Source organism: Paraburkholderia flava (assembly GCF_004359985.1).
In the GTDB taxonomy this organism is placed as follows: Bacteria; Pseudomonadota; Gammaproteobacteria; order Burkholderiales; family Burkholderiaceae; genus Paraburkholderia; species Paraburkholderia flava.
In genome coordinates this window covers 973,905-995,193 of record NZ_SMRO01000002.1, presented here as the reverse complement: position 1 = coordinate 995,193, position 21,289 = coordinate 973,905, and the positions used below count along the sequence as shown (strand labels likewise).

Sequence of the window (21,289 nt, the reverse complement as noted above, 5' to 3'; positions counted from 1 at the left end):
GAACAATAGTGCATTACATTGCATACGTAAAGCACTTTAATGCACTTTCAGGAGAAACCCTGGTCCGGGGGCCAGCAGCCGTTCAGTCGGCGGTTTCCGCCGCGAGACGCGCGGCCAGCCGGTCGCGCAGTTGCAGATAGGCGTCGGCGAGCGTCTTCTCGCTGGTGTCGAAGGTCATGTCCGCGCGGCCGTACAGCTCGCTGCGTCCGGCGAGAATCCGCTTCAGGTCTTCCATCGCTTCGCTGTTGCCGGACATCGGCCGCAGATCGCCCTGCGCGACGACGCGGCGCATGTGCTCCTCGGGCGTTGCCTGCAGCCACACCGTGAAGCAGTGCGACAACAGCGCGTTGAACGTGCCCGCCTCCGACACGAGACCACCCGGCGACGCGATCACCGCGCGCTCGTGTTCGCCGATCACGGCCTCCAAAGCGCGATGCTCGTAGCGGCGATACGCGCTCGCGCCGTACAGCGAATGAATCTCCGACGGCGGACAGCCCGCCAGTTGCTCGACCACCTTATTCAGCTCGACGAACGGTACTTTCAGCTCCTGCGCGAGCATCCGGCCGAGCGTCGATTTGCCCGCGCCACGCAAGCCGATCAGCGCAATCCGGTCCTTGCGATGCGGATCGCGCGGCGCCTGCGCGAACAGGTCCGCGAGTGCGACCCGTGCGCGCTGCAGCGCGGCCTGATCGCGGCCCTGCAACAGCTCGCGGATCAGCAGCCATTCCGCCGATGCGGTCGTCTCGTCGCCGATCACTTCCGCGAGCGGACAGTTCAGCGTCGTCGCGATCTGCCGCAGCACCAGCACCGACGCATTACCGACCCCCGACTCGAGATTCGCCAGATGCCGCTCGGACAGACCGGTCTCCTGCGCGAGCGCCTTGCGGGTCATCCCGCGACGCGCGCGCAGCAACCGCACGCGCTCGCCCATCGCGGTCAGAAACGGGTCGCGCTCTTCGCGCTCGCCCTTCTGCGCGTCGGCTTCCGCGACGTCGGCGACGGGATCGGAAGAGTAAGTTTGCTTCATATGATGGATTCCGTTTGCGCGAACATATGTACTATAGTGCTTGACATGCATCAAGCAAGCGGTTAATTTTCGCCAAAAGCTGGCAGAACAACAAACGTTAATGCACGTGTTTCGCCCGTTGCCGTATTCCGGCAGCGCCCAGGAGACAGCCGCCCGACGCGCATGTAGTGCAGTGCGCGCGAGCGGCCCAGGAGATTCGCATGTCCCCTTCCGATTTTCAGCGGCTGATTGCGGGCGTCACGTCGCAACTCGCCGACCGTCCGCTCGACGCCGCGCTCGCGGACTGGCTCAACGCAACGTGGCCCGCGCACGGCGACGTGTTTCGCGAACTCGCCGACGCGTGCCGCGAAGGCGTCGCACAGGGTTGGCTGTGCAATCGCGAAGCCGGCGGCCTGCGCTACGGACGCATCTTCAAGGCACTCCCCGATACCCACGGTTTCTCAGTCGATGTCGTCGACATGAAGGACATCGCCGGTCCACATCACGTGCATCCGCACGGCGAGATCGATCTGATCGTGCCGCTCACCGAAGGCGCGACGTTCGACGGTCATCCGGCCGGCTGGTGTGTGTATGGTCCGGGCAGCGCGCATCGTCCTACCGTCGCTGACGGCGAAGCGCTCGTGCTGTATCTGCTGCCGCAAGGCGCCATCGAATTCACGCCTGCCTGAACTGAGGGACATCGCCATGACCGAACTTCTGCTCAATCACGTCGCGGGCCGCTGGGTGGCCGGCGACGGCCCCGGCGTCACGCTCAGCGATCCCGTGACCGGCGAATCGCTGGTGCGTGTGTCCGGCGATGGGATCGATCTCGCCGAAGCGTTCGCATTTGCGCGCGAACAAGGCGGTGCCGCGTTGCGCGCACTCACCTACGCGGAGCGCGCGGCGAAGCTCGCGGAAATCGGCAAGCTGCTGCAAGGCAAGCGCGACGACTACTACGCGATCGCACTCGCGAATTCCGGCACGACGCGCGGCGATTCCGCGGTCGATATCGACGGTGGGCTCTTCACGCTGTCGTACTACGCGAAGCTCGGTGCGACCACGCTTGGTGCGGAGTCCGGCGGGTACTACACGACGCTCGGCGGCATGCATGCGCTGCGTGACGGTCCGTCCGTTTCGCTCAGCAAGGACGGATCGTTTGCTTCGCAGCACGTGCTTGTGCCGACGCGCGGTGTCGCGCTGTTCATCAACGCGTTCAATTTTCCGTCGTGGGGGCTGTGGGAAAAAGCCGCGCCTGCATTGCTGTCCGGCGTGCCGGTGATCGTCAAGCCCGCGACCGCGACTGCATGGCTCACGCAGCGGATGGTCGCCGACGTCGTCAATGCGGGCATTCTGCCGCCGGGTGCGCTGTCGGTGATCTGCGGACGTTCGGCGGGACTGCTCGACGAGATCCGCGCGTTCGATGTCGTGTCCTTTACCGGCTCTGCCGAAACCGCCGCGACGCTGCGCGCGCATACCGCGTTCGTGCGACGCGGCGCGCGACTGAACGTCGAAGCGGACAGTCTGAACAGCGCGATCCTGTGCGCCGATGCCGCGCCGGGCACCGCCGCGTTCGATCTGTTCGTCGCCGAAGTCGCACGCGAAATGACCGTGAAGTCCGGGCAGAAATGCACGGCGATCCGTCGCGCGTTCGTGCCGTCCGTGTTTCTCGATGCGGCCGTCGATGCGTTGCGTGCGCGGCTATCGACCGTCGTGACCGGCAACCCGCGCAACGAAGCGGTGACGATGGGCGCGCTCGTGAGCCGCGCGCAATACGACGCGGTACGCGCAGGCATCGCGACGCTTCAAGAAGAGGCTGAGCTTGTGTTCGACGGCTCGGGCGCATCGTTGGTCGATGCCGATCCCGCAATAGCCGCATGCATCGCGCCGCATCTGTTCGTCTCACGCGACCCGGATCGCGCGACGCGGCTGCATGAAGTCGAAGTGTTCGGCCCGGTCGCGACGCTCGCACCGTATCGCGTATCGAACGAAGCAGACGAATTACCCGAAGCGCATGCAATCGCACTCGCACGACGCGGCGAAGGATCGCTGGTCGCGTCGGTCTATGCGAACGACGATTCCCATCTCGCCCGCGTCGCGCTCGAACTCGCCGATTCGCACGGTCGCGTGCATGCGGTATCGCCGACGGTCGCGCGCAGTCACACGGGCCACGGCAACGTGATGCCGATGTCGCTGCACGGCGGACCGGGACGCGCGGGTGGCGGCGAAGAACTCGGCGGTCTGCGTGCGCTCGGTTTCTATCACCGTCGCAGTGCGATCCAGGCGCCGGCTGCGTCGCTAGACGCATTGGCACAGACAACCACGTAACGCGGAAGCCAAACACAACACCGCAGTCCGACGGCTCACGACCCATCGACACAGATCGAGCGCACGCCGCCCCACCGTTGGAGGAAACATGGAAGCCCTGCTGGACACGCCGGCCGATCCGCCTGCTCACCTATCTGTGCGAGAACCCGCGCCGCCGCCTGCCCGCTTCAATTTCGCGGCGCACCTGTTCGACCTCAACCGGTCGCGCGCGACGAAGACCGCATACATCGACGACATCGGCGAGACCACGTACGCCGAACTCGAAGACCGTGCACGCCGCTTCGCAACCGCTTTACGCGAGCTGGGCATCCACGCGGAAGAACGCATCCTGCTCGTGATGCTCGACACGGTCGAGTTGCCGATCGCGTTTCTCGGCGCGTTGTATGCGGGCGTCGTGCCGGTCGTCGCGAACACGCTGCTCACGTCCGCCGACTACGTGTACATGCTGACGCACAGCCATGCGCGCGCGGTGATTGCATCGGGCGCGCTGCTGCCGGTCGTCGCCCAGGCGCTAGGCGACGCCGAACACGACGGCTGTCTGCTGATCGCATCGCAGCCCACTCCCACCGACCTGCCGTGCGCATACGTGCTCGCACCGCTAATCGACCGTTCGCCGCCGGCCGTGCGCGCGGCATCGAGCGGCGCCGACGACATCGCGTTCTGGCTGTATTCGTCCGGCTCGACCGGCAAGCCGAAGGGCACCGTCCACACGCACGCGAATCTCTACTGGACTGCGGAGTTGTACGCGAAGCCGGTACTCGGCATCGGCGAACACGACGTGGTGTTCTCGGCGGCGAAGCTGTTCTTTGCATACGGTCTCGGCAACGGACTCACGTTTCCGCTATCGGTCGGCGCGACTGCTGTGCTGATGGCCGAACGTCCAACCGCCGACGCCGTGTTCGCGCGGCTGGTGCGTCATCGTCCGACGATCTTCTACGGCGTGCCGACGCTGTACGCAGGCATGCTCGTATCGCCTGCTTTGCCCGCGCGCACAGACGTCGCGCTACGCATCTGCACGTCGGCGGGCGAAGCGTTGCCGCGCGAAATCGGCGAGCGCTTCACCGCGCATTTCGGCTGCGAGATTCTCGACGGCATCGGCTCGACCGAGATGCTGCACATCTTCCTGTCGAACCGTGCAGGCGACGTTCAGTACGGCACGACCGGTCGACCGGTGCCAGGCTACGATGTCCAGCTACGCGACGAAGCAGGCCGGCCGATCGCGGACGGCGAAGTCGGCGATCTGTACATCAAGGGGCCGAGCGCCGCCGTGATGTACTGGAGCAACCGCGAGAAAACACGCGCGACGTTTCTCGGCGAATGGATCCGCAGCGGCGACAAATACCGCCGGCTCGACAACGGCTGCTACGTTTACGCGGGACGCAGCGACGACATGCTGAAGGTCAGCGGACAATACGTGTCGCCGGTCGAGGTCGAGATGGTGCTGGTACAGCACGATGCGGTACTGGAAGCAGCGGTGGTCGGCGTCGATCACGGCGGCCTCGTGAAAACGCGTGCGTTCGTCGTGCTGAAGCACAGTGCCGACGCATCGGACACACTCACCGATGAACTGAAGACGTTCGTCAAGGCACGCCTCGCACCGCACAAGTATCCGCGCGACATCGTCTTCGTCGACGATCTGCCGAAAACCGCAACCGGCAAGATCCAGCGCTTCAAACTGCGGGAACTGCTCTGAACTGGAGATTCGTCTCGATGCCTGGCTTGACCGACACCGATACCGCTTCCACCGCGACGTTCGCCGCACTGCCCGCCACCGCCACACGCGACGCTCTGCGGATCGAATACCGCTGGCTCGACGCCGGAGCACCCGATGCACCGATTGCGGTATTCCTGCACGAAGGCCTCGGCTCGATCGCGATGTGGCGCGACTGGCCGCAGACGCTGTGCGACCGGCTCGGCATGCGTGGGCTCGTCTATTCGCGGCCCGGCTATGGACGCTCGACGCCGCGTCCATCCGGCGAACGCTGGCCCGTCAACTTCATGCGCGACCAGGCGCTCGACGTACTGCCCGCACTGCTCGACGTACTCGGCATCGACACAGCCACGCGCACACGGATGTGGGTGATCGGCCACAGCGACGGCGGTTCGATCGCGCTGCTGTACGCGGCCGCGTTCCCCGACGCGCTCACCGGTGCAGTCGCGATCGCGCCGCACGTGTTCGTCGAACAGGTATCGGTCGGCAGCATCGCGGAAGCAAAAGTCGCGTACGAAACCAGCGATCTGCGCGACCGGCTCGCGCGCTATCACGCGGACGTCGATTCCGCGTTCTACGGCTGGAACGACATCTGGCTCGATCCGGCTTTTCGGACATGGAACATCGTCGGGAAGTTAGCGGCGATCCGTTGTCCGCTTCTCGCGGTGCAGGGTCACGACGACCACTACGGGACGATGGCGCAGATCGACACGATCGCCGGGCAGGTGCCGCACGCGCAACTCGCCAAACTCGACGGCTGCGGACACTCGCCGCATCGCGACGCTCCGGGTGCGCTGACCGACGCGATCGCATCGTTCGTCGAAACGGTAAGCAAACGCTAAACGCAGCGGCCAACCGGCTAAACCACTGAGACACCGGGCCGCCGACCCACGTCAGGCCTGCCCGGACCGCTCACCTGTCAAAACACCCCCACCGCCCCACCCCTCGCCGATTAATTTTTTTCGCACTTCGCGATTATTTTTCGACCCGTCGAGCGATTTTTTTTCGACACCCCGAGTCATATTTTTTAAATACCCCGCAGAGTATGCTGGCGCGTCGCTGGGCGGACGTGCAAGCAACGATGCGTCTCCCGGCCTGTCGCGTCGTCGCTGGAGGCGCCCGTGTCGCCCGCATTCCCCACAAGATTCCGCAGCGTCGCCGCTGGTCGCGCTTCATGCGCGCGCCGATGCAAACGTTTCGCTTACGCGCTGAGGCGCGGTGCGGCATTTGCATTGATTGCCGGCCTCTGCGCCGGCACGCTCGCCGCCTGCGGCAACGATGACGACCGCGCGCAGGCTGCCAATCCGTCTCAGGCCGCCGACGCATCGCAAACGCCGTCATCCGCTTCGTCGTTCAACAACACCCCGCTCGCTTCGCAGTTCTCGCAAGGCAGCAACGCCGCTCCCGCAGTCCAGATTCCGCCGTCCTCGATCGTCGAGACGCCCGCGCAGACGCCGGCTGAAGCCGACGCGGCGGCGTCCGCTCCGCTCGTGCCTCCCGTCATTCATACCGTCGACTGAAGTTGCTGCACCCGGAACGGTGCCGTGCCGAGTTTGTTTGCACCGTGGCTCACATCCAACCTGAAGATCGAAGCTCAACATGACCTCTAAAAACCGTCGAGACTTTCTGCGCGCAGCCGCCCAGGCTGCGGGCTCCGCCACCGCGTTATCGATGCTGCCGCTCGGCATCCGTAACGCGCTGGCGATCCCCGCCAACAATACGACCCGCAGCATCCGCGACATCGAGCACATCGTCGTGCTGATGCAGGAGAACCGTTCGTTCGACCACTACTTCGGCACGCTGCGCGGCGTCCGCGGTTTCGGCGATACGCGCGCGATCAGTCTGCCGAACGGCAAGCCGGTGTGGAACCAGCCGCTCGCGGCAGGCGCCGGCGAAGTGCTGCCGTTTCATCCGACCGCGTCGAACCTCGGTCTGCAGTTCATCCAGGATCTGCCGCACGACTGGGCATCGACGCACGCCGCATGGAACGGCGGCCGCAACGATCAGTGGATTCCGTCGAAGGGCACGACGTCGATGGCGTACCTGACACGCGACGACATGCCGTTCCACTACGCGCTCGCCGATGCATTCACGATCTGCGACGCGTACCACTGCTCGATCCTCAGCCAGACCGATCCGAACCGCTTCTACATGTGGACCGGCTGGGTCGGCAACGACGGCAACGGCGGCGGCCCGGTGCTCGCCAACGACGAAGTCGGCTACAGCTGGACGACCTATCCGGAAGTGCTGGAAAAAGCCGGCGTGTCGTGGAAGATCTATCAGGACCAGGGCCTCGGTCTGAATGCACAGGGCGGCTGGGGCTGGTCGAACGACTTCCCGTACATCGGCAACTACGGCGACAACTCGCTGCTGTACTTCAACCAGTACCGCAACGCGCAGCCGGGCAATCCGCTGTTCGACAAGGCGCGCACGGGCACCAACGTGCAGGCCGGCGGCACCTTCTTCGACATTCTCCGCAAGGACGTGCAGAGCAACACGCTGCCGCAGGTGTCGTGGATCGTCGCGCCCGAAGCGTATTCCGAGCACCCGAACTGGCCCGTCAACTACGGCGCGTGGTACATCGACCAGGTGCTGCAGGCGCTGACGTCGAACCCCGAGGTGTGGAGCAAGACCGCGCTGCTGATCAACTACGACGAGAACGACGGCTTCTTCGATCACGTGCCCCCGCCGTTCCCGCCGACCGCAGACAACGCGAACGGCATGTCGACCGTCGACGTGATCAACGAAAACTTCGCGGGCAGCGACCGCTTCGCGCCGGGCCCGTACGGCCTCGGACCGCGCGTGCCGATGCTCGTCGTGTCGCCGTGGTCGAAGGGTGGCTGGGCGTGCTCGGAAGTGTTCGATCACACGTCGGTGATCCGCTTTATCGAAGCGCGTTTCGGCCGTCAGTACAACATCCCCGAGCCGAACATCACGCCGTGGCGTCGCGCAGTGTGCGGCGATCTGACGTCGGCATTCGACTTCGTCGATCCGAACCGCTCGTTCCCGCCGCTGCCGAGCACGACCGGCTATGCGCCGCCGGACCAGTTGCGTCATCCCGACTACGTGCCGGTGCCCCCCACCACACAGGCGGTGCCGGATCAGGAACCGGGCGTGCGTCCGCTGCGCGCGCTGCCTTACGAAACGTTTGTCCGGATCGGACACGACTCGGGCAGCAGCCGTCTGACGATGCGCTTCATCAACACGGGTCGCGCCGCCGTATCGCTGGCGGTGTACTCGGCGGGCAGCATCTACGCGCCGCGCACGTACACGGTCGGCGCGCGCAAGCGGATCGTCGACTACCTGCTGCCGTTCCAGCACGAAGGCCTGTTCGACTACTCGGTGCATGGACCGAACGGTTTCCTGCGCCGCTTCGCGGGCTCGTTTGCCGCGATGGATCCGACGAGCGGCAACGGCCAGCAGGCGCTTCCCGAAGTGCTCGAAGGCTACGACGTCGCGAACGGCAACCTGCAACTGCGCCTGCGCAACAACGGCAAAGCGCGCTGCACGTTCACGATCGCCAATGCGTACGATCCGAAGCACACGGTCCAAAAGAAGGTGCGCGGCGGCGATAGCGAAGATCTGTACTTCGATCTGCGTCACGTGCATGGCTGGTATGACCTGACGATCACGGTCGATAGCGATCCGGCGTTCGTGCGCCGTCTCGGCGGTCACGTCGAAACGGGGCGTGACAGCAAGAGCGATCCGGCGCTGGGTGCGCAGTCTTGATGGGTTAGGTTGTGGGTTATCGCGGGCGGGGCTTGTGTGTTGAATGCCTCGCTCGCGATTGAAGATTGAACGCGGCCGGTGTGGCCGTATCGTGCGTGGCGTAACGCGTGCGGTACGGTTACATCGGCCGCTTTTCTTCAACGCGCTTTTGCGTTCGCGTTCAATGGTAAGCCGTCAACAAGCGACGCCCTTCCAACGAGAGGCAGAAGGTCAGATGCCAAGCCGGTTCTGTTGACGAGGCATTGAGGCGACGCTGATGGCCCGTCCTGAGCGATGCGCCCAGTTCTACCTCATAGTGCGACCGGCGACAGAATGGGGAGTGGCCCCACCGCGCCCTGGAGCCTGCGCGCGGGTTCCGTTCTGTGAAGATGAACAGCGTAAGTGTCCCACGGCAATTTGATGCTCTCTCCTGAGCGGGACGCAGCCTGGATCATCATCCTTCCCACCTCACCACGGTGATAGCCTCCGTGAGTCACAACATGCGTCAGTATCTCTTCGCGCGTCATGTACCCGTTATCACCATCTGTAAATGCGAAGGATACCGATTGGGACAGTATCGTCGGTGTGGCCGCTTTCACGTAGTCGAGATACCACTGATCGAGCACCGCGACCTCTGAATGCAGTTCGTCGAGCTCGGGAGTCTCGGGTGTGTTGTCGGCAGCGAAGCCGTGACGGTCACCCACCAGGTGTGCCGCGAAGATCTTGTTCACGATGAGGCAATGGTTCATCAGGCGAAGCGCCGAGTGACGCTCTTCGGCATGTCGCCGGACGTCGAGCCCCTTCATTGCCTCGAACATTTCGTCATGCGCCCACGCCTGATAGCGAAACATCCGAAACAACAGTTCGTTCGAACCCATGATAGTCACCTGTCCCGTTTCCAATAATATGTGAGCGTGACCTACATTATTTTGAGTTGGAGACCAGATGTCTACTCGCGTTTCCGATGCCGCGGCGCTAATGCGGAAAGCCCCACGTCAGGCACGTTCTCGGGCAACACTGGAAGTGATAGTCACTGCGGGAGCTCACGTTCTGGATACGCGAGGATGGTCCGGATTTACGACCAACGAGGTCGCCCGGATTGCCGGTGTCAGTATCGGCTCGGTGTATCAGTACTTCCCAAACAAGCTCGCCCTGGTCGACGCCATCCGGCGTCAGCATTTTGATGACGTACTGGCTGTCTTGCAGCGCGCGTGTGTCCGCGAATCTACGCCCGAGCGTCTGATCGCGTGCCTGGTCAGCGACCTGATCGCGGTTCATCGAAATTACCCGACGCTGCACAGGACACTCCTGGACTTGCCAGCGATGGAGGAAACGAAGGCTGCCTACGAGGAGTTCCAGAAAGAGTATCTACGCAGATATGCGCTTGTCGTCGCAGTCTATCGAGGAAGCGATCCTGACAAAGAGGACCGTATAACTGCACAGGTCCTATCTTCCGCACTTGAGGGCGTCATCCACAACGCGGCTCGACGGGGGCTGCTGGCGCGCCCCCGACTAAAGCGTGAACTCATCAGACTGGTCCGCAGCTATCTTGAATGCGCTTATGACGCCGCGGCGAATTCACGCCGATGAGGCGTCGTTAAAAGACCGCGTACGTTCAACGTTCCAGATGCGGCTCGATCAGATCCTCGAACCAGTCGATGAACGCATTGAGCCGGCGCGAACGCTGCCGTCTGTGCGGATACAACGCGGACACTTCCATCGATGGCGCGCGCTGCGCGGGCATCACTTCGACGAGCCGCCCTTCGTCGATCAGATGCTGCACGTCGAAGCGCGGGATCTGGATCAGCCCGATGCCCGCGATGCAGCACGCGATGTACGTCTCCGCGTTGTTGACGATCACACGGCTCGGCACGGACAGATGCAGCACGCGTCCGTCGTTGTGCTCGTCGGTGTATTCCCACGGCAGTTCGCGTCCGGTCGTCGGCGATGCGTAGCCGACCATCCAGTGACCGGCCGTTAGTTGCTGCGGATGTGCCGGCACGCCGTGCTCGTTCAGATACGCGGGACTCGCGCAGTTGATCAGCGCGATGCGCCCAAGCGGCCTCACGACGAGACTGCTATCCACCCGCTCGCCAACGCGGATCACGCAATCGACACCTTCCTGGATCAGATCGATCGAACGATCAGCGGAACGCAGCGCGAGTTGCAGCTTCGGATGACGTCGAAGTAGACCAGGCAGCGCCGGCGTGACGAGCCGTCGCGCGATGCGACTCGGTACGTCGACGGTCAGGCGACCCGCGACGTCGAGACGCGCGCGAAACAACCGGTCGATGTCCTCCGCCTGCGCGAGCAGTTCGCGCGCGCGGTCCATCAACAGCAGACCATCGGCGGTGGGTTGCACACGACGCGTCGTCCTGTGCAGCAGCCGCGTGCCCATCGCGGCTTCGAGTTGCTGGATCGCCGACGATACCGTCGCGCGCGGCAGTTCGAGCACGTTCGCGGCCTTGATGAAACTGCCCATCTCCGCGATGTGCACGAACACCTTCAGTTGATCGAGCCGGTCCATCGTTTCCTCGTCGGGGCTGCGGCGCAGTCACCAGGATAGCGCCATACGAACGCGACGATTGTTCAGTAATCGGGATGATTAATCCAGCATTCGCAGGCTTATCTTTAACAATGTTTTCCCTAGACTGAACGCCCAACCTGAACGAGGAGCTTCTCATGGCAGATCATTCGCTCAACGGCAAAGTCGCGCTGATCGCGGGCGGCGCGAAAAATCTGGGCGGCCTGATCGCACGCGATCTCGCTTCGCACGGCGCGAAGGCCATCGCGGTCCACTACAACAGCGCGGCCACCGCCGACGCAGCCGCAGCCACCGTCGCGGCGATCAAGGAAAGCGGCGTCGATGCGCGCGCGTTCCAGGCCAACCTGACGACAGCCGCCGCCTGCGAGAAACTGTTCGACGATGCGAAGAGCGCGTTCGGCCAGATCGACATCGCGATCAACACGGTCGGCAAGGTGTTGAAGAAACCGTTCGTCGACATCACCGAGGCCGAGTACGACGAGATGTTCGCGGTCAATTCGAAGAGCGCGTTTTTCTTTCTCAAGGAAGCGGGCAGGCATCTCGAAGACAACGGCAAGATCGTCACGCTGGTTACGTCGCTGCTGGGTGCGTTTACTCCCTTCTATGCGGCGTATGCGGGCGGCAAGGCGCCGGTCGAGCATTTCACGCGTGCGGCGTCGAAGGAGTTCGGGGCGCGCGGTATCTCGGTGACGGCTGTCGGCCCTGGTCCGATGGATACGCCTTTCTTCTATCCCGCCGAAGGGGCCGATGCGGTTGCGTATCACAAGACCGCCGCGTCGCTGTCCTCGTTCAGCAAGACGGGGCTGACCGATATTCAGGACGTCGTGCCGTTGATCCGTCATCTCGTCACCGATGGGTGGTGGATTACGGGGCAGACGTTGTTGATTAATGGGGGGTATACGACGAAGTGAGGTGCGGGGAAATGGTCGTGTTGCGTGGTGGGCGCGTTGCGAGGTGAACGCGCTACGAAGTAGTCGTGCCGCGAAGTGGTCACACGCTATGAGGTGTGCGCGTGATGACGTGGTGCGATCGCGTAGTGCATCAAGCGACGACGCGCGATAAAAAAACGCCGACGGGCCAGGCTGGCCGTCGGCGTTTTGCGTTACTGCATGCAGCACGCGGTACTCACGTGACTTAGCGCTCTACCCCACACTCACCCGTGCCGCCTCATCCGCCGACCGCTCACCACCGCGCGCAAGCACCGGTGCCAGTGCCTCACCCGTATGACTACGCGCAACACGCACCAGTTGCTCCGGCGCCGCCGACGCGACGATCGTGCCGCCGCTCGCACCACCTTCCGGACCGAGGTCGATGATCCAGTCGGCTTCCGCGATCACGTCGAGATCGTGTTCGATCACGACGACGCTATGCCCCGCGTCGGTGAGCCGGTGCAGCACGCGGATCAGTTTCGCGACGTCGGCCATGTGCAGGCCGACCGTCGGTTCGTCGAGCACGTACAGCGTGTGCGGCGCCTTCTGTCCGCGCCGCGTGATGTCGTCGCGGACCTTGCTTAGCTCGGTGACGAGCTTGATACGCTGCGCCTCGCCACCGGACAGCGTCGGCGACGGCTGACCGAGCGTCAGATAGCCGAGCCCGACGTCCTTCATCAACTGCAGCGGATGCGCGATGTTCGTCATCGACGCGAAGAAATCGACGGCTTCGTCGATTTCCATCGTCAGCACGTCGCCGATGTTCTTGCCGCGCCATGTGACCGCGAGCGTTTCCGGATTGAAGCGCTGACCGTGGCACACGTCGCATGGCACCTTCACGTCGGGCAGGAAGCTCATGCCGATCGTGCGCACGCCCTGCCCTTCGCATGCGGGGCAGCGACCATCGCCGGTGTTGAACGAGAAACGCGACGCAGTGTAGCCGCGCGCGCGTGCTTCGAGCGTTTCGGCAAACAGTTTGCGGATCGTGTCCCACAGACCGATATACGTGGCCGGGCACGAACGCGGCGTCTTGCCGATCGGCGTCTGGTCGACTTCGAGTACGCGATCGATTGCTTCCCAGCCGGTGATCGATTCGCAGCCATGCCACGCATGGCTCACCGTGAACGACGGACGTGGCGCACTGCGAGCGAGCACACTCGACCGGCGATCGGTACGCGGTGCGTCCTGCTGCACGGCCTTGCGCGCGCGTCGTGTGGCCGGCGACGACAGCACCGACCGGCCGACCGCGTCGAGCAGATTGGTCATCAGCACGTCGCGTGCAAGTGTGGACTTGCCGGAGCCGGACACGCCAGTCACAGCAACGAGTCGCGCGAGCGGAATGCCGACGGTCACGTCGCGCAGGTTGTGCAGCTTCGCGCCGTGCACGGTCAGCCATTGCTCGGGCACAGCAGGCCGGTTCTTGCGCGCGGGTTCGACCACACGTCGAGCCTGCAGCGGATGCGCGATCGGCCGCGCGAGAAACTGTCCGGTCAGCGAGCCGGGTTGCGCAGCGAGATCCGCGACGCCGCCCTGCGCGATCAGCGTGCCGCCGCGCTTGCCCGCGCCCGGCCCGATATCGATGATGTGATCGGCGCGACGAATCGTATCTTCATCGTGCTCGACGACGACCAGCGTATTGCCCTTGTCGCCAAGCTTGCGCAACGCGTTCAGCAAAATGCGGTTGTCGCGCGGATGCAGACCGATGGTCGGTTCGTCGAGCACATAGCAGACGCCCTGCAAATTACTGCCGAGCTGCGCGGCGAGCCGGATGCGCTGCGCTTCGCCACCCGACAGACTCGGCGCGGCACGATCGAGACTCAGATAACCGAGCCCGACCTCCTCGAGAAACTGCAGCCGGCTACCGATCTCGCTGACGACGTCGCGTGCGATATCCGCATCGCGCCCCGTCAGACCAAGCCCGTCGATCCACTGACGCGTATCGGTCACCGTCCATTGCGCGACGTCGACGATCGCCTGTCCTTCGAACGTCACCGCGCCCGCAACCGGATTCAGTCGCGTGCCGTGACAATCCGGACACGGCTCGTCGCCGACACCTTCCGGTTCCTGCTCTTCCGACGGCAGGCTCTGTTCGCGACCTCGGCCATCTTCGGCCACCACGGTATCGTCGTACGCGGCGCGCTGTTCGCGCGTCAACGCGAGGCCCGTGCCGACGCAGGTCGTGCACCAGCCGTGCTTGCTGTTGTACGAGAACATCCGCGGATCGAGTTCCGGGTAGCTGGTGCCGCACACCGGACACGCGCGCTTCGTCGACAGCACTTTCACTTCGCCGATCCGCCCGGTGCCGCGGCTCTTGCTCAACGCATCCTGCAAGCCATCGAGCGGCGCAAGCAGATGCATCACGCCCTTGCCGATCTCGAGCGTTTCGTCGAGCCGGCGCCGCAGTTCCGCTTCATCATCGGCGGACACGACGAGGTCGGCCACCGGTAGCTCGATCGTGTGTTCGCGGAAGCGGTCGAGCTTCGGCCACGGATCGACCGGCACGAATTCGCCGTCGACGCGCAGATGCGTATTGCCGCGCGCCTTCGCCCACTTCGCGAGATCGGTGTACACGCCCTTGCGGTTCACGACGAGCGGCGCGAGCATCCCGACATGCTGGCCGCGATGATCGCGCAGCAGCTGCGCGGCGATCGACTCGACGCTCTGCGCGGCGACCGGCGTGCCGTCGTGGATGCATTGCTGGATACCGAGCTTCACGTACAGCAGACGCAGAAAGTGCCAGACCTCGGACGTGGTCGCGACGGTACTCTTGCGACCGCCGCGCGACAGGCGCTGCTCGATCGCGACGGTCGGCGGAATGCCGTACACCGCGTCGACCTCGGGGCGGCCGGCCGGCTGCACGATCGAGCGCGCGTATGCGTTCAGCGATTCGAGGTAACGGCGCTGCCCTTCGTGGAACAGGATGTCGAACGCGAGCGTCGACTTGCCCGAACCGGACACGCCGGTAATCACGTTGAACTTGCCGTGCGGAATGTCGACGTCGAGCGCTTTCAGATTGTGCTCGCGCGCGTTGACGATGCGCACGACGCCCTCGCCTTCCACCGCGCGACGCGCCCGCGCTGCGGCGAGCGCGGTTTGCAGCGGCTTGCCGGATGCGGCATCGACGGTATGGGCCGAGCCGATCGCGCGATCGTATTGCGTCAGCGCGACGCCCGTGTGCGAGCCCTCGCATTGCTTCACGTCGTCGGGCGTGCCTGCGCACAGCACGAGACCACCGCCGTCGCCGCCTTCGGGGCCGAGGTCGATCAGCCAGTCGGCCGCGCGGATCACGTCGAGGTTGTGCTCGATCACGATCAGCGAATGGCCACCGGCGAGCAGCTTGCCGAACGCGCGCATCAGCTTCGCGATGTCGTCGAAATGCAGACCCGTGGTCGGCTCGTCGAACATGAACAGGCGGCCGGCGGTTTGCGGCTTCGCGGCGCGCGCGCTACGAGGCTGCGCCGTTTCCGCGAGAAAGCCCGCGAGCTTCAACCGCTGCGCTTCGCCACCCGACAACGTCGGCACCGGCTGACCGAGCTTCACGTATTCGAGCCCGACATCGACGATCGGTTGCAGCACGCGCAGCACGTCGGCATCGTTCGCGAAGTACGCGACCGCCTCACTGACTGTCAGCTCGAGAATATCCGCAACGCTGAGCGCGCGCGCCGGCGTGCCGCGCTCGATCTTCACTTCGAGCACTTCCGCACGATAGCGACGCCCGTCGCAATCGGGGCAGCGCAGATAGACGTCGCTGAGGAACTGCATCTCGATGTGCTCGAAGCCCGAGCCGCCGCAGGTCGGGCAACGGCCGTCGCCCGAGTTGAAGCTGAACATACCTGCGGTGTAGCCGCGCTGCTGCGCGAGCGGCGCCTTCGCGAACAGCTTGCGGATCTCGTCGAATGCACCGACGTAGCTGGCCGGATTCGACCGCGCAGTTTTGCCGATCGGCGATTGATCGACGAACACGACGTCGCTGACATGCTCCGCGCCCGACAGATTGCGGTACGCACCCGGCGATTCCGTCGGATTGCCGAAGTGGCGCGCGAGCGCCGGGTACAACACGTCCTGCAGCAGCGTCGATTTACCCGAGCCCGACACGCCGGTCACGCAGACAAGCCGCTGCAACGGAATCTCGACGGTAACGTCGCGCAGGTTATGTTCGGAGGCGCCTTCGAGCACGATGCGTGGCGTGTCGTCGGTCACTTCGCGACGCGCCCAGTGCGCGGCATCCGCGACGTGCTTGCGACCCGCGAGATAGTCGCCGGTCAGCGTGCCGCCCTTGCGGATGTCGGCCGGCGTGCCGTCATAGATGATCGTGCCGCCGCGCTCGCCGGGACCGGGGCCCATGTCGATCAGACGGTCGGCCGCCAGCATCACCGACGGATCGTGCTCGACGACGACGAGCGTATTGCCCGCATCGCGCAGCCGATGCATCGCCTCGACGATTCGGTTCAGGTCGCGCGGATGCAACCCGATGCTCGGCTCGTCGAGGACGAACAGCGTCTTGGTCAGCGACGTGCCGAGCGCGGTGGTGAGGTTGATCCGCTGCACCTCGCCGCCCGACAGAGTGCGGCTTTGCCGGTCGAGCGTCAGATAGCCGAGCCCCACGTCGCACAGATATTTGAGCCGCGTGCGGACTTCGGCGAGCAACAGCTTCAACGCATCGTCGAGCAATGCGCTCGGCAGCGTGATGTCATCGAAGAAACGGCGGATGCGTTCGATCGGCAACAGCATCACGTCGTGCACTGTGAGCCCCGGCAACGCTTCGAGCTGCGCGCGATTCCAGTCGACACCGCGCGGCAAAAAGCGCAGCGCCGGCGCGAGTACCGCGTCGGCGTTCGCCTTCGTGCCGAGCCGCCATTGCATCGATTCGGTTTTCAGGCGCGCGCCGCCGCACACTTCGCACGGCGTGTAGCTGCGGTACTTCGACAGCAGCACGCGGATGTGCATCTTGTACGCCTTCGATTCGAGATACTCGAAGAAGCGCTTCACGCCGTACCAGTGGCTCTGCCACTTGCCGTTCCAGTCCGGCGAGCCGCCGATCACCCAGTGACGCTCTGCGTCGGTCAGTTCCGACCACGGCGTATCGCGACGGATGTCGGCTTTCGCCGCGTAGCGCATCAGGTCGTCCTGGCACTCCTTCCACGCGGGCGTCTGCATCGGCTTGATCGCGCCGCCGCGCAGCGTCTTGCGTGCATCGGGGATGACGAGGCCGAGATCGACACCGATCACGCGACCGAACCCGCGACAGGTTTCGCACGCGCCGTACGCCGAATTGAACGAGAACAACGCGGGCTGCGGGTCGGCGTAACGCAGGTCGCTGTCGGGGTTATGCAGGCCCGTAGAGAAGCGCCATACAGGCGCTGCCTTACCTGCATCGGTCTCGGCGCCCTCTGCAGGCAGCACGTACACATTCACACGACCCGCGCCGCGTTTCAGCGACGCTTCGATCGCCTCGACCGCGCGCGCCTTGTCGACGTTGCGCAGCCGGAAGCGATCCGCGACGACATCGAGCACCTTGCGCGGCCCCGTCGGCGACGCGACTTCGCGCTGCGCCTGCACGCGCGTATAGCCGCTCGCGGACAGCCACTGTTCGATCTCTGCTTCGGATGCGGACTCGGGCAACTCGACCGGAAACGTAACGACCAGCCGCTGATCGTCCGCCTCGGTGCGCGCGAGCAGTTCCGCGTAGATGGTTTCGGGCGAGTCGTGCCGCACCGGCTGCGCGTTACGCCGGTCGAACAGTTCGGCCGCGCGCGCGTACAGCAGCTTCAGGTGATCGTTCAGTTCGGTCATCGTGCCGACCGTCGAACGCGAACTGCGCACCGGGTTGGTCTGATCGATCGCAATCGCAGGCGGCACACCGTCGACGCGATCCACCTGCGGCCGGTCCATCCGGTCGAGAAACTGCCGCGCATACGCGCTGAACGTCTCGACGTAACGCCGCTGGCCTTCGGCGTACAGCGTGTCGAACACAAGGCTCGACTTGCCCGAGCCGGACGGCCCGGTGACCACCGTCATTTCCCCGGTGTGCAGGTCGAGATCGACGTTCTTGAGATTGTGCTGGCGAGCTCCGCGAATGCGGATGGTTCCGTGAGAGGACAATTTGCTGACCGTCTGAAGGGGTTGGTCCGGCTTCGAGACACCGCGTTGCGGGAGCCGGAATTGACCGGAACACTATACTGTATGTTTATACAGTTTTCTACCCTGTTGGTGGGAGGGGCTTGGGGGCGCACATGGCGTCACCCAACGTGCACGTTTATGCACGTTTACATTCTTGTTCGTGCACGTTAGCATGCATGCATGAATCCCGATCTCCCTCTCGCCCGACGCGACGAAATTGCTCATCGACTCGCACAAGGCCAGCCAGTCGTAGCCGCCGCGCTCGCTGCCGAATTCAACGTTTCCGAAGATGCCGTTCGCCGCGATCTGCGTGCGCTGGCAGCCCAAGGGCTCTGCCGAAGGGTCTACGGCGGTGCGCTGCCGGTCACGGCCGCCAACACGCCGATGACGGGCCGCATCGACACCGCCCTCGAGCGCAAATCGGCGCTCGCGCGCGCGGCGTTGCCGCTAATACATTCGGGAGAACTGCTGTTTCTCGATACCGGCAGCACCAATCTCGCGCTGGTCGACCTGTTGCCCGAAGACACCGACATCACCGTGGCAACCAACTCGGTCGATATCGCAGCGGCCGTGCTGCGCCGGCCCGACCTTCATCTGATCATGATCGGCGGATCGGTCGATTCCACGGTCGGCGGATGCATCGATGCGAGTGCCGTGCAGCAGGTTGCGCAAATGAATATCGACCGGTGTTTCATCGGATCCTGCGCGATCTCGCCGAAGGGCGGCATCAGCGCATACGGTCTCGCCGACGCGACGTTCAAGCGCGCGGTACTCGCGGCCGCCGGGCACGCGATCGTGCTCGTGCTGAACGAAAAGTTCGATACGCGCGCGCCTCACAGGATTGCGGCCATCGGCGAGCTCGATTGCGTGGTCGTCGAACCTGACTTGCCGCGTGCAGCCCGTACGGCACTTTCGAAAGCCGGCACCTCGGTCGTGGTGTCCGCGGAGGCAGTCAGATCATGAACGTGCGCTCGACTATCCCCGAACAGGAAGCGACGGTGCGAAGCCTGCCTGCGGCCCGACTCGCCACGCGTCTGGCGTTTCTCGTGGCCGGCTTCGGCGTGTCGTGCTGGGCGCCGCTCGTTCCGTTTGCCAAAGCGCGACTGGGCGTCGACGACGGCGTGCTCGGACTCCTGCTGCTGTGCATCGGCGTCGGGTCGGTCGTCTCGATGGTGGCCACCGGCGCGCTCAGCGCACGATTCGGCAGCAAACCGGTCATCGTCGCGGGTGGCGTCGGGCTGTCCATCGTGTTGCCGTTACTCGCCGTCGTCGATACGCCGCTCGCGCTCGGTGGCGCGCTGCTCGCATTCGGCGCGTTCCTCGGCTCGCTCGACGTCGCGATGAACATTCACGCCGTCGAGGTGGAACGAGCGGAAGGCCGGTTTCTGATGTCGGGATTTCACGCGCTGTTCAGCGTAGGCGGATTCGCGGGCTCGATGTCGATGACCTTTCTGCTTTCATTGCACATCGGAACGTTCGCGAGCGCGTTGCCCTGTGCCGTGCTGATGCTCGCCGTCATCGCGGCGGCGCGTTCACGGCTGATGGTGACGACTCAAACAAACGACGGTCCGCTGTTTGCGCTGCCGCGCGGCATCGTATTGCTGCTTGCCGCATTGGCCGGCATCACGTTTCTCGTCGAAGGCGCGTTGCTGGACTGGGGCGCGTTGCTGATCACCGGCAAGGCACTCGTCGGCGCCGCCCAGGGCGGACTCGGCTACATGTTCTTCTCGATCGCGATGACGGCCGGCCGGTTCGGCGGCGACGCGCTGACCGCACGGATCGGCGATCGCGCGACGATGTTCTGGGGCGGCCTGCTTGCGATCGCCGGCTTCGTCGTGCTGCTGACTGCACCGGTCGCGGTTGTTGCGATGACCGGCTTCGTATTGATCGGCCTCGGCGCGGCGAATGTCGTACCGGTACTGTTTCGCGGCGCTGGCTCGCAGCGCGCGATGCCCGCCACGCTCGCGGTCGCGGCGATCACCACGACGGGCTACGCAGGAAACCTCGCGGGACCGGCGAGTGTCGGTTTCGTCGCGAAAGCCGTGGGATTGCCGAGTGCTTTCTGGATGCTCGCGGTTTTGTTATGTCTTGTGCCGGCGTGTGCTCATCTGGTTGGGCGTCGGGGTTGATGCGAGTGATCGGGTGCGTGGTTTGTGTTCTGGATGGGCGGGGTATCGAAGCTCCGGCCTAGCCCCCAGTTCCCGGTTATCCGCATCTCTTTGACCGATTGCGCCATACATCCCGGACAACAACGCGGCAACGATCAAGACCCAACCGTCCGCTCTCCCACACCCGCCCCTCCCGCCGACGCCAATAAGCCGCCTTGCGCGGCGCCGCGTCGATAACCCACCCACAACACTGCCGGAATCAAGGTCGGCCGGCGGCAAAACGAAGACGCCCTACGTGCCGCCGCCCCTTCCAGCAAAGGATTCGGACCGGTGTCTCGCTTGGCAAGGATACGTGCATAAAACAGTACCTTGTATAAAACAGTAGTGCCTGCTAGAGTGCTCCCATGCTCCAGGCTGGAGATGGATCCGGCGACCGTGGGTTGCTCAGTACCGACAGCGCCCACCCTCAACGTGGCGATTAATGAAAACGCAGTTAAAGAAAGGAACGCTCGATATGTGCGTGCTGGCCGTCCTCGCCCGCGGGGATAGCTACGCCTACGAGCTTGTGTCGACGCTGGCGGAAACGATGGAAATCAGCGAAGGCACGATCTATCCGTTGATGCGTCGCCTGCAGGCAGAGGCGTGGGTGTCGACTTACCTCGTCGAGTCGAGTTCGGGGCCACCCCGCAAGTACTACTCGCTGACGGGTGCCGGGCGCAGCAGTCTGATCGAGATGGAAGACGAGTGGCGCAGTTTTGTAGACGAGGTCAACGGCGTGCTGGGGCAACAGGGCAAACAGAACTCAGGAGACAACCCATGAAGCAGGACGAATTCATC

The 21,289-nt window shown here is 64.3% G+C and carries 15 protein-coding genes; 11 read left to right on the top strand and 4 right to left on the bottom strand.

Annotated elements, in window-relative coordinates; genetic code table 11:
* Positions 1-82 precede the first annotated feature (82 nt).
* The gene (locus tag E1748_RS15905; protein ID WP_133648154.1) at positions 83-1,027 is read right to left on the bottom strand and encodes a helix-turn-helix transcriptional regulator; all 945 of its coding nucleotides are present in this window, start codon (positions 1,025-1,027) and stop codon (positions 83-85) included.
* A gap of 200 nt (positions 1,028-1,227) precedes the next feature.
* Here E1748_RS15905 and E1748_RS15900 point away from each other — a divergent pair, with 200 nt between their 5' ends.
* The 6 genes from E1748_RS15900 (at position 1,228) to E1748_RS15875 (ending at position 8,771) form a co-directional block, all read left to right on the top strand.
* Positions 1,228-1,695, top strand: a complete 468-nt coding sequence (locus tag E1748_RS15900; RefSeq protein ID WP_133648153.1) for a DUF4863 family protein — start codon at positions 1,228-1,230, stop codon at positions 1,693-1,695.
* A gap of 16 nt (positions 1,696-1,711) precedes the next feature.
* Positions 1,712-3,331: a 3,4-dehydroadipyl-CoA semialdehyde dehydrogenase gene (locus tag E1748_RS15895; RefSeq protein ID WP_133648152.1), complete on the top strand. Its 1,620-nt coding sequence runs from the start codon at positions 1,712-1,714 to the stop codon at positions 3,329-3,331.
* 88 nt (positions 3,332-3,419) lie between these two features.
* Positions 3,420-5,024 (top strand): benzoate-CoA ligase family protein, encoded by a 1,605-nt coding sequence (locus E1748_RS15890; RefSeq protein WP_133648151.1) that lies wholly within the window; start codon positions 3,420-3,422, stop codon positions 5,022-5,024.
* A gap of 17 nt (positions 5,025-5,041) precedes the next feature.
* Positions 5,042-5,884, top strand: a complete 843-nt coding sequence (locus E1748_RS15885; RefSeq protein ID WP_133648150.1) for an alpha/beta fold hydrolase — start codon at positions 5,042-5,044, stop codon at positions 5,882-5,884.
* Positions 5,885-6,274: 390 nt separating this feature from the next.
* Positions 6,275-6,562, top strand: coding sequence for a hypothetical protein (locus E1748_RS15880; RefSeq protein ID WP_133648149.1), 288 nt, complete (start codon positions 6,275-6,277; stop codon positions 6,560-6,562).
* A gap of 79 nt (positions 6,563-6,641) precedes the next feature.
* A complete protein-coding gene (locus E1748_RS15875) occupies positions 6,642-8,771 on the top strand; it encodes a phosphocholine-specific phospholipase C (RefSeq protein WP_133648148.1) in 2,130 nt (709 codons plus the stop codon).
* A gap of 290 nt (positions 8,772-9,061) precedes the next feature.
* Here the strand turns inward: E1748_RS15875 and E1748_RS15870 are convergent, their stop codons facing one another.
* Complete coding sequence (locus E1748_RS15870; RefSeq protein ID WP_133648147.1) at positions 9,062-9,628, bottom strand: DinB family protein; 567 nt, start codon at positions 9,626-9,628, stop codon at positions 9,062-9,064.
* A gap of 67 nt (positions 9,629-9,695) precedes the next feature.
* On the opposite strand from E1748_RS15870, the gene E1748_RS15865 reads away from it, so the two are divergent.
* A complete protein-coding gene (locus E1748_RS15865; protein WP_133648146.1) occupies positions 9,696-10,340 on the top strand; it encodes a TetR/AcrR family transcriptional regulator in 645 nt (214 codons plus the stop codon).
* 25 nt (positions 10,341-10,365) lie between these two features.
* Here E1748_RS15865 and E1748_RS15860 read toward each other — a convergent pair whose 3' ends face one another.
* Complete coding sequence (locus tag E1748_RS15860) at positions 10,366-11,277, bottom strand: LysR family transcriptional regulator (protein WP_133648145.1); 912 nt, start codon at positions 11,275-11,277, stop codon at positions 10,366-10,368.
* Positions 11,278-11,432: 155 nt separating this feature from the next.
* Between E1748_RS15860 and E1748_RS15855 the strand changes: the two genes are divergently transcribed.
* Entirely contained in the window at positions 11,433-12,206 is a 774-nt protein-coding gene (locus E1748_RS15855; RefSeq protein WP_133648144.1) for an SDR family oxidoreductase, read from the top strand.
* 231 nt (positions 12,207-12,437) lie between these two features.
* Here the strand turns inward: E1748_RS15855 and uvrA are convergent, their stop codons facing one another.
* Positions 12,438-18,326, bottom strand: coding sequence for an excinuclease ABC subunit UvrA (gene uvrA / locus E1748_RS15850; RefSeq protein WP_133648143.1), 5,889 nt, complete (start codon positions 18,324-18,326; stop codon positions 12,438-12,440).
* A 198-nt stretch (positions 18,327-18,524) separates the two neighbouring features.
* Between uvrA and E1748_RS15845 the strand changes: the two genes are divergently transcribed.
* The 3 genes from E1748_RS15845 (at position 18,525) to E1748_RS15835 (ending at position 21,272) form a co-directional block, all read left to right on the top strand.
* Positions 18,525-19,307, top strand: a complete 783-nt coding sequence (locus E1748_RS15845; protein ID WP_133648142.1) for a DeoR/GlpR family DNA-binding transcription regulator — start codon at positions 18,525-18,527, stop codon at positions 19,305-19,307.
* Entirely contained in the window at positions 19,304-20,473 is a 1,170-nt protein-coding gene (locus tag E1748_RS15840; protein WP_133648141.1) for an MFS transporter, read from the top strand. Before E1748_RS15845 ends, E1748_RS15840 begins: the two co-directional genes overlap by 4 nt.
* 460 nt (positions 20,474-20,933) lie before the next feature.
* The gene (locus E1748_RS15835; protein WP_133648140.1) at positions 20,934-21,272 is read left to right on the top strand and encodes a PadR family transcriptional regulator; all 339 of its coding nucleotides are present in this window, start codon (positions 20,934-20,936) and stop codon (positions 21,270-21,272) included.
* The last annotated feature ends 17 nt before the right edge of the window (positions 21,273-21,289 follow it).